The sequence below is a fragment of the Kaistella chaponensis genome, from assembly GCF_900156725.1.
GTDB classification, from domain to species: Bacteria; Bacteroidota; Bacteroidia; order Flavobacteriales; family Weeksellaceae; genus Kaistella; species Kaistella chaponensis.
The window spans coordinates 244,722-257,926 of the sequence record NZ_FTOI01000003.1 but is presented as its reverse complement, the minus strand read 5'-3'; the positions used below and the strand labels follow the sequence as shown (position 1 = coordinate 257,926).

8 protein-coding genes are annotated in these 13,205 nt (G+C 36.2%); 7 read left to right on the top strand and 1 reads right to left on the bottom strand.

Features of this window, described 5'->3' with window-relative positions:
• Positions 1–6 precede the first annotated feature (6 nt).
• The 7 genes from BW932_RS04895 (at position 7) to BW932_RS04865 (ending at position 10,993) form a co-directional block, all read left to right on the top strand.
• Positions 7–1,293 (top strand): efflux RND transporter periplasmic adaptor subunit, encoded by a 1,287-nt coding sequence (locus BW932_RS04895; RefSeq protein ID WP_076385941.1) that lies wholly within the window; start codon positions 7–9, stop codon positions 1,291–1,293.
• A 40-nt stretch (positions 1,294–1,333) separates the two neighbouring features.
• The gene (locus BW932_RS04890; protein ID WP_076385939.1) at positions 1,334–2,215 is read left to right on the top strand and encodes a bestrophin family protein; all 882 of its coding nucleotides are present in this window, start codon (positions 1,334–1,336) and stop codon (positions 2,213–2,215) included.
• Positions 2,216–2,289: 74 nt separating this feature from the next.
• Positions 2,290–4,326 carry a heavy metal translocating P-type ATPase gene (locus BW932_RS04885; RefSeq protein ID WP_076385937.1) on the top strand — a complete coding sequence of 679 codons (2,037 nt, stop codon included), beginning with the start codon at positions 2,290–2,292 and terminating at the stop codon, positions 4,324–4,326.
• Positions 4,327–4,335: 9 nt separating this feature from the next.
• On the top strand, positions 4,336–5,244 hold the full coding sequence (locus tag BW932_RS04880) for a hypothetical protein (RefSeq protein ID WP_076385935.1): 909 nt from the start codon (positions 4,336–4,338) through the stop codon (positions 5,242–5,244).
• Positions 5,245–5,333: 89 nt separating this feature from the next.
• Positions 5,334–5,615: a helix-turn-helix domain-containing protein gene (locus BW932_RS04875; protein WP_076385933.1), complete on the top strand. Its 282-nt coding sequence runs from the start codon at positions 5,334–5,336 to the stop codon at positions 5,613–5,615.
• A gap of 39 nt (positions 5,616–5,654) precedes the next feature.
• Complete coding sequence (locus BW932_RS04870; RefSeq protein WP_076385931.1) at positions 5,655–7,871, top strand: VapE domain-containing protein; 2,217 nt, start codon at positions 5,655–5,657, stop codon at positions 7,869–7,871.
• A gap of 674 nt (positions 7,872–8,545) precedes the next feature.
• The gene (locus tag BW932_RS04865; protein ID WP_076385929.1) at positions 8,546–10,993 is read left to right on the top strand and encodes a S8 family peptidase; all 2,448 of its coding nucleotides are present in this window, start codon (positions 8,546–8,548) and stop codon (positions 10,991–10,993) included.
• Here BW932_RS04865 and BW932_RS04860 read toward each other — a convergent pair.
• Positions 10,982–12,007, bottom strand: a complete 1,026-nt coding sequence (locus tag BW932_RS04860) for an AAA family ATPase (RefSeq protein ID WP_076385927.1) — start codon at positions 12,005–12,007, stop codon at positions 10,982–10,984. The two genes, BW932_RS04865 and BW932_RS04860, sit on opposite strands and share 12 nt — an antisense overlap.
• Positions 12,008–13,205 lie beyond the last annotated feature (1,198 nt).

Sequence of the window (13,205 nt, the reverse complement as noted above, 5' to 3'; positions counted from 1 at the left end):
GCAAAAATGAAATTCAATATAAATAAAATCACGTCTATCACAGCGATAATTGTTTTAATATTTACTTTTTCCGCTTGTAAAAACGATAAACAAAAAGAAGGTCAGGCTACAGAAGCAAAAGCAACCGAAAAAGCTGAAGCTCCTCACGAAGAAGAAGCCCCAACCATTGCCACACTTACCGAAGAACAAATAAAAACGGTAGGTATAGAATTAGGTGCAATCGAGCAAAAAGAATTAACGGCAACCATCCGTGCAAACGGTTTGCTGAAAGTGCCCAATAACAACAAAGCCAATGCAACTTCTTTGTATGGCGGTGTAATAAAAACGCTAAAAGTTCAAATTGGAGATTATGTAAGAAAAGGACAAGTAATTGCCACAATTGCCAATCCGCAGTTTATACAATTGCAAGAAGAATATCTAAGTACAGCAAGCAGAATAACCTTTGCAGAACAAGAGTTGGCAAGACAAAAAGAGCTGAACCAAGGCAATGCAGGTGCGGGTAAAAATTTGCAAAGTGCCACAGCAGAGCTCAATGGTTTACGCACCAGAAGAGCATCTTTGCAACAACAGATACAATTAATGGGTATTAATCCCGGTTCTTTATCAAACGGTAATTTAAAATCGGCTTTGGTTGTTACCAGTCCGCTGAATGGTACAGTTAGCAACGTTTTTGCCAAAATCGGAAGCTATGCAGACGTATCTTCACCGGTTATAGAAATTGTAGATAACAGTTCCTTGCATTTGGATTTGCAGGTTTTCGAGAAAGATTTACCACAAGTAAAAGTGGGACAAACCATTCATTTTACATTAACCAATAATCCTACAACCGAGTATGATGCTACGGTTTTCAGTATTGGTTCATCATTTGAAAACGAGAGTAAAACCATTGCGGTACACTGTCGAGTAAATGGCAATAAAAGTGGATTAATTGATGGGATGAACATCACAGGAATTGTAAGTCTTAATAATGTAACGACACCTGCAGTACCCAATGATGCCATTGTAAACGCCGATGGAAAATTCTATGTGTTTGTACAAACCGATAAAAAAGCAGATGAACATCACGAAGAAGGCGAAGAAGAAGGCGGTCATAAAGAGGAAGAAGAAAAAGACCACAAAGAAGATAAAACCAGTAAGAATTTTGAAAAAGTTGAAGTGCTGAAAGGCGTATCTGATATGGGTTATACCGCAGTAACTTTTGTAAATGAAATTCCTGCCGATGCAAAAGTAGTGGTAAAAGGAGCATTTTTTGTAAACGCAAAACTGAGCAATACAGGTGGGCACGGACATTAAATAAGGAAAATTACAATTATTCACTTAATAAAAAATTATTATGTTACTAAACCGTAAAATATCAATTCTGTACTTTGTCAATAATATAAAGTGGCAAATACTTTTTGTGATAACATTTGCTTTAGCGGTCGGATTTCTTCACTTGCGTCCCGAATTTAAAGGCATCGATATACCTTTGAATATTCTTACACTATTAGGTACTATTGTTACTATTCTATTGGCATTCAGAACATCACAATCTTATGAAAGATGGTGGGAAGCAAGAACAATTTGGGGCGCCATCGTAAATGATAGCCGAACGCTTACAAGAACCGTATTGCAGTTTTTACCCGAAAATGAAAGTGTAGAAAAGAAAAAATTTGCCGAACGACAAATTATCTTTGTAAACGCTTTGGGAGAAACTTTGAGAAAAGTTCCGCTTTCCCCGAAAGTAGAAGCTTATGTGAAATTTCACAATATCAATGCTGTAAATCTTCCCAATGCTCTATTAGATGAACATTCTCATCAGATAGGTCAGTTGAAAACAGAAGCAAAAATATCCGACTTTCAGCAACTGCAATTAAATGATATAGTAAGCCGTCTTTGCGACAGTATGGGCAAGTGCGAGCGGATTAAAAACACTGTTTTCCCACGTTCTTATAGTCTAATACTGCATATTTTGATTTACGCTTTTACAGCCATTTTGCCTTTTAGTTTAAATCATAATCAATTCGTCACAGAAATAGCAATATCTATTATTATTCCCTTGTTATTTATTGCGGTAGAAAAAACAGCTATCATTATGCAAGACCCTTTTGAGAACAGTCCTGTAGATACGCCAATGACCTCTATTGCGCAAACAATAGAAATCAATATCCTTCAAATGATGGGAGAAAAAGACGTGCCTGCAAAAGAAGATAAAGGTTTGTATTATGAAATGTAGCTTTTTTTCTGTTCAATATCCTTGTCAGAATTTTCTAAGCAAAACATTTAAACTTAATCTAAAATATTAAAATAATGGAACACAAACATAAATATGATGCACAAGGCAAACAGCTTTGTTGCACCCCACAAGAAGAAAAAATATATACCGATGCCAATGCAAAAAAGCTATTGGAAAAACATACCGACGATGATGGGCACAACCACGAACACACCGATGACGATGGGCACAACCACGGAAGTAGCGATAAATCTACCTTTCAAATGTTTTTACCAGCCATCATCAGTTTCGCATTATTGATGATTGCAATTGCTTTAGATAATTGGCTTCCTCAATCTTGGTTTACTGGTTGGGTTCGAATTGTTTGGTATGTGGTAGCGTATGCACCTGTAGGATTTCCCGTAATTAAAGAAGCATTTGAAAGCATTAGAAAAGGCGATGTGTTTTCAGAATTTTTATTAATGAGCATTGCCACCATCGGAGCTTTTGCCATTGGCGAATATCCCGAAGGTGTTGCCGTAATGTTGTTTTATGCCGTTGGCGAAGTGTTCCAAACATTGGCTGTAACAAGAGCTAAAGCCAATATTAAAACCTTGCTCGACCAAAGACCCGATGAAGTAACAATTTTAGAAAACAATCAGGCAAAAACGGTAAAAGCTGAAACAGTAAACATCGGCAATGTCATCCAATTAAAGCCAGGAGAAAAATTAGGATTAGATGGCGAATTATTATCCGAAACCGCCTCTTTCAACACCGCCGCATTGACCGGAGAAAGCAAGCCCGACACCAAAACCAAAGGCGAAACCGTATTGGCAGGAATGATAAATTTAAACACCGTTGCACAGGTGAAAGTAACCACTGCTTATACTGACAGCAAACTTTCTAAAATTTTGGAATTGGTACAAAATGCCACCGCACAAAAAGCACCGACAGAATTATTCATCCGAAAATTCGCAAAAATTTACACACCAATTGTCGTGTTGTTGGCAGTGCTAATTACCGTAGTTCCTTACTTTTTTGTTGATAATTATTTGTTTAGTCAATGGTTGTACAGAGCGTTGGTATTCTTGGTTATTTCTTGTCCGTGTGCTTTGGTCATCAGTATTCCTTTAGGTTATTTTGGAGGAATTGGAGCTGCTTCCAAGAACGGAATTTTGTTTAAAGGAAGCAACTTTTTAGATGCCATTGCCGATATTAAAAACGTAGTGATGGACAAAACGGGAACAATGACCGAGGGTGTTTTCAAGGTACAAGAAGTGGTATTAAAATCTGAATTTAATAAAGACGAAATACTGAAAATGGTCAACGCTTTAGAAAGCCAAAGTACACATCCGGTCGCAACAGCTATTCATCAATACGTAGGCGAAATTGACAGCTCAATAAGGTTAGGAAATACCGAAGAAATCGCAGGTCACGGATTGAAAGCCAATGTAAACGGAAAAGAATTATTGGTCGGAAATTTTAAGTTGATGGATAAATTCAACATCAATTATGATTTAGACCCAACCACAATTGTTTACACCCTAATTGCCATTGCTTACGATGGGAAATTTGCAGGATATATTACCATTGCAGACAGCATCAAAGAAGATGCAGAGCTAACAATTGACAAACTGAAAGCATTAGGCGTAAAAACCACAATGTTGAGCGGAGACAAAAGCACCGTAGTAAAATTTGTTGCCGATAAATTAGGAATTAATAATGCCTTTGGCGATTTACTACCCGAAGACAAAGTAAATAAAGTAAAAGAAATAAAAGCCCAAAACGAAACCGTAGCCTTCGTAGGCGATGGCGTGAACGACGCACCAGTAGTGGCTTTGAGCGATGTAGGTATTGCAATGGGCGGTCTAGGAAGTGATGCCACCATAGAAACTGCCGATGTGGTAATTCAAGACGATAAACCGAGCAAAATCCCAATGGCAATCAACATCGGTAAGCAAACTAAAAAAATAGTTTGGCAAAATATCATTTTAGCATTTGCAGTAAAAGCAATCGTTTTAGTACTCGGAGCAGGTGGTTTAGCAACCATGTGGGAAGCCGTTTTTGCCGATGTAGGTGTGGCATTATTGGCAATTTTAAATGCTGTACGCATACAACGGATGAAATTTTAAACACCACTTATGAAAAACGAAATACCAACCATAAATACAGTTCAATTTACCGAACATACAGCAGTTCCAAAAGAACAATCGGAAAATGTTTTATTTGATATTTTGCAGGAAAATATCACAGATAATACAACTTATTGTACAGCAATAATGGATAAATTATTGAACATCCCTTATGCACATTTACCGGAGTTTTTTACCCACCATTGTAATTTTATTTCCGACCCTATCAAATGGCTGAATAAAACAGAAAAACTTATCTCTATTAATGAAAAAGTTTTCACATTATCTGATAACCAAGGTAGGATGATAAAATGCTATACCATTATTGAAAGCAAGCGGAAAGAATTAGAAATACTACGTAGAAGACACACAAAGATAAAACCACCAATGCAGTACATTAATGCAGAATGCGAAGAAAGATATTTTTCTTTCAGAGAAATAAAAAATACAGTAAATGGTATGGAAAGCTATACCGATAAAATAATGTTATTAACCAAAGAAAAGTTTGATTTTGAACAAGCAAGCATAGATTTTATTAATCCAAAATTACCCGATTACTCAGACCAGTGTCAAAAAGAGATAGACCAAATCCAACATCTCATTCGTTTAACCGATGAATTTTCTAAAGAGCAGATGCAGAAGAATACAAACGGATTACCGTTTAATAAACTTAAAATAAATTGCAATATCAATCAGTTGGTCGATATATTTTACCAGCTCCACAGAGAATTATTTGTAGATGGAAAACCGATTATTGATGGTAATATTAATGACATCGCTTTAGTAATTGTAAATAGCTTTACGGATAAAGATGGACGAGATTTAAGTCCCGAAAGCGTAAAAACAATGCTCACACCATCAAAGACCGATAAACGCCCCAAACCTCACAAGCGAATAGACATCGACAAATTACTGTAAATAAATCTTGTCCCGAAAGACCATTTCGGGACTTTTTGACTTTCAGCCATTGCATTCCTTTGCTTCCATAATCATAAAATTATTGACAAATGGAAGCAATTATCTTAAGCAAAGACCAATACGCAGAATTGGTATCAAGGTTAGACGAAATCACTACACGTCTCAACGCCAAAAACGAACCTAAGAAAGATACTTTTTTAGACAACCAGGAATTTCTTATCCTGATGAAAATTTCCAAACGCACCGCTCAAACCTGGAGAGATGAAGGACGTATTTCTTTCTCACAAGTCGGCAACAAAATCTACTACAAACTTTCAGATGTAGAAAAACTCTTGAACGAACATTACAACAAATCTTTCGCTAAGAAGTAGTGCCAGTAAGGGTTTTATTAATTCTAAAAATGAAAAGTTATGATAGTAAGTATTTTTAAAAACTTCAATGAAGTGGTGCAAAACCAAAAAATCATTGAGGTATTGGAAGACATCAAAACAGGTAAATACAAAAACGTGATTACCTATTTAAGAAAGTCGTTGGCAGAAAGCAAGATGGAAGCTTACGAAAGGGCAAAGAAATCTTTGCCCGCTTTCACGCCTTCGGCGTGCTTTAAAGGCGGTAGAAAGTTAGAATTTATCACAGCCTACACGCAAATGGTCGTGTTGGATATTGACAAATTGTCTAAAGAACAATTGACCAATGCTAAAGCATTGGCAAGCCAATCGCCTTATACCTTTGCCTCGTTCACAAGCCCATCGGGAAATGGTTTAAAGATTTTTGTAAGAGTAAATTCATCGCAGGAAAATCATAAAGATGCTTTTTTGGCTTTGCAAAAATACTATGAAGAACTATTGGCTTTGCCAATAGACAAATCGGGCAAAGACGTTACACGCCTTTGTTTCGTGTCTTTCGACACCGATTTATTTCTGAATGAAAACGCAAGCGTTTTCCCGATTATTTCTACAGAAGATTTGCGACCATTCATTGAGCAAAATTCAGAAGCAATCGACGAGCCTAAAATCGAAGATTTTAGCTCACTAAACTTCCAGCATCCATCTTCCGACTTCCTACCTATCTACGAGCATTGCGTTCGTTTTACAGAGAAAAAAGAAAGTTACATCAACGGTAACAGGAATAATTTTGTTCATTTATTAGCCTGCAATCTCAACCGAAAAGGCGTACCATTGCCTACGTCAATGGGCTTTATTTTGTCCGATTACAATTATGATGCACAGGAAGTAATGACCACCGTAAACAGTGCGTATAAAAATGTGGTAGAACACAACAAAAACAACGCATCCATTTCGCCTAAAGGCGAAATTTCCGAGCCATCTAAAAGTGAAAAATCATCTAACAACCAAAATAATTCATCCCTCTCCTTTGGAGAGGGAGAAGAGGGTGAGGAAGAAGAAAAACCCAGTTTCATCGACCGTTTAGAGAACTTTTTAAACTTCCGTTATAGCTTTCGCTATAACATCGTTACCGGAAAATTGGAGTATAAAGCAATCAAAGCTACGCTTTGGAAACCTGTAACGGATTTCGTTGAAAACTCAATCCTGCGGGAGATTATGAAGGCAAAAGTAAAATGCAATATCAATACGCTTCGCAATTTATTGCATTCCGATTATTGCCAGCAATACGACCCTTTCAAAGATTATTTTGATGATTTAAAAACCAACGAAGATGAAACCGACCACATTCTAAACCTTGCCAATACCATAACCACCACAAAGCAAGAATTATGGCAGATTTGTTTCAAAAAATGGTTTGTGGCGATGGTAGCCTGCGTTACCAACGAAAAAGCCATTAATCAAACGGTAATCGTTTTCAGCGGAAAACAAGGCGTAGGAAAAACAACGTGGATAGAAAAACTCATCCCAAAACCTTTGAAAGATTATATGTTTTCGGGAACGATAAATCCCAACAACAAAGACACTTTAATCCACTTGGCAGAATGTATGCTCATCAATCTGGATGAATTAGAAAATCTGAACCGTACCGAAATAGGCACGCTCAAAGAATTAATCACAAAAACGCACATCCGTATGCGAAAAGCCTACGGCCATAACAATGAAAGCCTGCCACGCAGGGCTTCCTTTGCAGGCAGTGTAAACACTGCCCAATTCCTCAACGATACAACCGGCTCACGCCGTTTTCTATGCTTTGAAGTAGAGCATATCGAATACACCCACAACATTGATATTAATTTGGCTTATGCACAGGCAAAGCAACTGTATAAAGAAGATTTTCGCTATTGGTTCAACCAGGAAGAAATCAAGGAAATCAACGCCAACAACGAGCAATACCAAATCCGAAGTCCTGAAGAAGAATTGCTATTAACCTGGTTCGATTTAGCAGACAGAGATACCGCAAACGCTTTCCTCAACACCTCACAGATAGGAGCCAAATTAGCAGACAAAGCAAAACTGAACATCACAGACGGAACAGTAATGAAACTGGGCAAAGCCTTAAAGAAACACGGCTATTTGCGACTATCCAAAAAGAACGGTTACGTGTATGCAGTTCGGGAACTAACTTGGGACGAAGTCGAGAATAAAAACCGGGAAAAAGAACCACCACCCGAACAACCAAAACCATCGGAGCAATCCAAGTTCAGATTTGATAATTCTTAAAGGTGCATTCTGCACCTTTTTTCATTGGTTAGCGTGGATAAGTAGGATAAGCATTTTTAAACAGAAACATTTATCATTTTTTAGCTTCGCTAAAAAACGAGCCAAAACAAATCCTTTAAGTGCAAACGAAAACCTACGGTTTACTGTTTTGCATTATTTTAATCAGATAAATCCGTTTTTCATTTCTACGAAATAAAAAACAATCTTTTTGGCAGAATGTACTTATCCTACTTACAGTAGGATTTTGCACTGTATTGCTTTAGCGGTTTTGCCTTCGGCAAAAAAAATATTTTCTAAAGCTCCGCTTTCTCTTAGAATTTCGGTGCATTCTGCACCTCATTACCTTAATTAAAGAGGATAAGTAGGATAACCTTTTTTGAGCAAAAAGATTTTTTATTTTTTATCTCCGATAAAAAACAAGCCACTTTGCACCTTTTCGGTGCAAATGGAAACAAGCACTTCGTTGCTTTGCTTGCTATCATCCCGATAAATCGGTTTTTGTATTTCGTAGAAATACAAAAAATATGTTTTGCGGAAATATAGTTATCCTACTTACTTTTTTGTTTCACGTAATCGTACACTAAAATGCTTTTATTATCTTTACATCTTAGCAAAATGGTCATTTTGATATTATTTGTATATTGAAATGCGTCTGAAACAAATAACCTAAATTAATGGCAAATAAATCTCACCTTAAATTCTTAAGCGAAAAACAACTATCTGAAATCAAAGATTTCAAATATAATTATGGCTTTGATAGTAATAAAGACGATGAAGACGCAGCACCTAAAAACTATTTTAGACTGGCTACATCTTTAAGAGCAGATATTACGAGATTTACTGCCGATGTAGAAGAGAAAAACAATCTGAAAGATACTACCTTAGATATTCCGTATGATATAGATTATGTAAAGATTGCTTTTCAAGACCAATTTGTTATCAATAAATATTTTCAGGATTATTATAATGATTTTGGTTTAGAAGCAACAGCCTTTTATGATTTTGCTAAAAAAGGATTATTTGCAGTAGTTGACCGTGATAAGTTTCAAACCTTTATCACAAACGTCAATAATTTTATTTTGCACGCATTAGATAACAATCAAAATGTAAAATACTCTAACTACGTCAAATATATTTCAGGATTTAAATTGCTAAAAGCAAATGATATACTGAAAGTTAGACTGGAAAATATTGGAGAAATTGTTTACTTATCCTTAATAGATTTACCATTAGACGAAGCGGTAAAACAACAGCTCGTACAGTCATTAATTGTGTATATTGAAAGCTCAGGTATAGTGTATAAGCACGATGTCGAAAATGATAGAATTGAATTACAAAACCCAACACCCGAACAAATTCAAAAGATTATCCAAAACTTTGATATAATTGAAAGTGTTACAAGTTCTGCATTTACCACAATTAGACCAGGAGAATTTAATACGGTTCAACGTCAGTTTGGTTTCGATATTCAAAATGCTGGCGATGATTTACCAATTGTTGGGATTATTGATACTGGTATTGCTCAACAAACTGCTTTAGCTCCATTAATTATCGACGATACAACTTTTACACTTGCAGGAAGTCCTTTAATTGACCAGGCAGGTAGAAATAGATTAGGTCACGGAACAGCCGTAGCCGGATTAGTAGCTTTGGGAAGACTTAATCACAGAAATAATTTTGAAAATGAAGTAACGGCAGATGCAAGGTTGCTTTCTATAAAAATAAGTGATAATGGAAGTGGTTATATTTCAGAGATTGATTTATTGAATATGTTATATGATGTCAAAGCTAAATATCCTGAAATCAGATTATTTACCTTAACAACTTGCTACAGTAGCTTTATGTATAAGAATGAAACATTTTCTGATTATACTTATTCCTTAGATAAATTCGCTTACGAAACAAACAGCTTGATTTTTATTTGTACAGGTAACAATGAAAATTGTATTAATGAAAATACAAGTTATGATTTGTCTTATTTCCACGGCGACCATACTAATCTATCAACACCTGCTGATAGTATGAACAATGTTACCATTGGTGCAGCAGCTGATAATTTAAAAGATGGTGCATTTTTAGGCATCGCATCAGGTCGTGAATTTCCAACACTCTACACCAGAAAAGGGCATATTGATTTGTCAGTGATTTACAATCCCAAGAAAACAAATAAAAACTACTTCAAGCCCGATGTAATTGAAAGTGGTGGCGATATGGGATATTACAATGCTAATACTTTAGATTGGATGGACGAGCCTGCATTAACATTATTATCGGCTCGACCAGAGATTGGTATTATGCAGGAAGTGGGTACAAGTTTCGCCGCTCCTTTAACAGCTAATCTTGCAGCAAAAATTATAAAAAATTATCCTGCTTTATCTAATGAAAGTGTAAAAGCACTTATAATTAATGGAGCATCATTAAACTTAATACCTTTTGCAACAGACGTATCAAAGTTGAGAAACAGAGTAATTGGCAACGGTTTAGTTGACGATTTGAAAAGTTTATATTCTGATGAGAACTCTGCAACGTTGATATTGGAGGATGTTATTGGAAATGGCAATATTAGAATTTATCCTATCAATTTTCCGAAATACTTAATTGAAGATGATTTGGGTAAAAAACGAGGCATCTTGAAAGTTACCGCTACAATGTGCTTCAAATTTTTGCCGATTAAAAATAATCAGCTGTCCTATAATCCAATTCATATGGCATTTAGTATCTTCAAAAACCATTCTGCTGATGATATTATGAAGCCCGATGAAGAACTGAAGTCAAAACTAAAAACAACATTATCTTGGTCGGAAAATGGCAGGTATGTATCAAAGCCATTGCCGTATTCTAATACTCAAAAAATATTTCTGAATGTAAATGTAGATGATTTGAATAATGAAGGAAATACTTTCAAGTTAGCTGTTCACGCTAAATTATCTGAACAGGTGGTAGGTGGTTTACCAGAAGATTATCCTACAGAATTTCCTTTCTCAATAGTTTTATCTATAGAGGAAACAATCAAAAATAATTCAGGGAAATTGTACGATGAAATTCAATTAATAAACCAACTTGAGGTAATACAAGAACTTGATATTGATGCAGGACTTGAAGCTGATGAATTAGACGTTTAAAGAATGTTTTTCAGTTTCAACAAGTGTTTTCCAAATACTCGTATTGATTTGAGCGGAAAGTATATTCTTAGGTGCTGCAGAAGCAAATAATGTTCTTTTGATAGCAGTAATCAAGGTTTTTTGAATGCTGTAATAAGATAAACCAATAGATTGTTTAATAATTCTGTTAGCAGCAGCTTTATTATCGAATTTAAAATTGCCATTTTTCAATGTTAATTCAATTAGCTTTTTAATATCAGCTTCATTCGGCAATTCAAATCCAATGATGTTATCAAATCTTCTTAACAAAGCATCATCCAACATATCTTTTTGATTTGTTGCTGCGATAACAATGCTAGTTTGAGGAAGGTAATCAAACAATTGGAGTATTGTATTAACAACACGTTTCATTTCGCCGTGGTCTTGGCTATAATCTCTTACTTTACCTAAACTATCAAATTCATCAAGAAAAATAATACAATCTTCTGTAGCTGCTTTTTTAAATATTTTAGATAGGTTTTTACTGGTCTCGCCTAATTTAGAAGAAACAATAGCTCCTAAATTAATAACCACCATCATTTTATCTAATTCGCCTGCAATAACATAGGAAGCAAGAGTTTTTCCGCAACCCGAAGGTCCGTACAAAAGCAATTTATTAGAAACTGGTAAATCAAACTGTTGTAAGATTTCTATCTTATGGTGTTCCTCAATAAAAAACTTCAGTTCAGTATATATCTTTTCGTTGGCAATGATATTATCTAATGAATAATCAGAAGTGATTTTCTCTAAAATAAGTTCAGATAACTCTTTGTCTTCAATTCTATTAAGATGAGTTTCTGAACCAACTTTTGTTAATCCATTTGACTTTTGAAGTCTTAAGCTATCTTTTAAAATGGATTGGAGTTGAATGGCGAAATTGAGTTTCTTTGTTTTTTTTGAATGCTCAATTAATTCGTTCAGCACAGACAATAAACGTTCCTGGTCGTTTTCCAGACCATATTTCGCTATCTCTTTTATGTAATCTAACTGTGCCATTTCTTACTGCAAAGGTAACTTTTTTTGCTTAATAAAAATATGACAATATAACAAATAATACAAGTTGGTTTTATGCACAAATACTATTGTGTTATAAGCTGCTATTGTGTTTAAAGAGATAATGGCTTAGTTCCTCATATCCTTACTACGACTTATTATAGGACTTGTAAAATATCCCACGCTCTGCCCACGCCAAGAAAAAATACGGCTTAAGCCAGGCGCCAACCGCACAAGCCCAACGCTTCGCCTGTCTTCTATGGCATTGCCACCGATTTGCAACTGTCATACTTTTTGCGTTGTTTTTGCCAACGCGCTACAGCACATTGCCATCCTCGTTCCTGCGGTGGCAAAGAGCTGTCCCAACACCCAAAAAACAAAGCAAAAAGGCACTGCACTCCAACCACCACCACCGTTCCGTTTATGCCAGTATGCAAATCGGTGGAAGCTAAGTTACATAATGTGGCATTATAGTACATTTTCCCCACGCTTGTAGGCGACTACGCCAACGCAAAAATGTCCTATAATAACATTATGTAAAATAGCCAATGCCATAGTCCGCTACCCGAAAAAATATCCCAACGCACAATCCCAACCCTGATATTTTTCGGGTATCGGAAGCCGTATTTTTTCTTCCCAACGCCTTGCCCTCGCTTTTTTCCACGCTCCCCACCACCCATTTCAGCGGTGCAGGAATAAAAAGGCATAAGTTTATTATTTCCCAAGTGCTTCCGGCAGGTGCAAACAGCATAGTTCCATTGCATTGCACTTCGCTTGATTTGCACCCGCCTCAGCACCGCACAGCAAGCGTATTGCGAAACGCATACACTTGCTTTTTCCCACCGCTAACAGTTTTGGATATGCCTTTTTATCCCTGCGAGTTGTTTGCCCCATTGCCAACGCTTCACAAGAAAGTTTCGTTTCCGATTGACCATTTCTGAAGAGAAATTTCTTCGATTGAAACCTGATTGATAGCTGAAAATGAAAAGAAGATTTGGTTATCAGTACCCGGTCAATAAATAAAAAAAATAAGCAAATTTAGGTGGCTTCCACAAGCCCAACGCTCAAAAAAAAGCAAAAGACTACGGCATAATGGCAAGGCATTTATGGTGGCTTCGCCGAGTTTTTTCGTTGCCTTGCCACCCTTCGGGACTTATTCCGTTTCCTTTTGCTTTTTTAGCCACGCCACCTATAAAACGGC

What these genes read in the sequence shown, in the direction of transcription:
- BW932_RS04890 (WP_076385939.1), top strand. Translation starts at nt 1,334, where the DNA reads ATGTTACTAAACCGTAAAATATCAATTCTGTACTTTGTCAATAATATA.
- BW932_RS04870 (WP_076385931.1), top strand. Translation starts at nt 5,655, where the DNA reads ATGATAGTAAGTATTTTTAAAAACTTCAATGAAGTGGTGCAAAACCAA.
- BW932_RS04885 (WP_076385937.1), top strand. Translation starts at nt 2,290, where the DNA reads ATGGAACACAAACATAAATATGATGCACAAGGCAAACAGCTTTGTTGC.
- BW932_RS04875 (WP_076385933.1), top strand. Translation starts at nt 5,334, where the DNA reads ATGGAAGCAATTATCTTAAGCAAAGACCAATACGCAGAATTGGTATCA.
- BW932_RS04895 (WP_076385941.1), top strand. Translation starts at nt 7, where the DNA reads ATGAAATTCAATATAAATAAAATCACGTCTATCACAGCGATAATTGTT.
- BW932_RS04880 (WP_076385935.1), top strand. Translation starts at nt 4,336, where the DNA reads ATGAAAAACGAAATACCAACCATAAATACAGTTCAATTTACCGAACAT.
- BW932_RS04860 (WP_076385927.1), bottom strand. Translation starts at nt 12,007, where the DNA reads ATGGCACAGTTAGATTACATAAAAGAGATAGCGAAATATGGTCTGGAA.
- BW932_RS04865 (WP_076385929.1), top strand. Translation starts at nt 8,546, where the DNA reads ATGGCAAATAAATCTCACCTTAAATTCTTAAGCGAAAAACAACTATCT.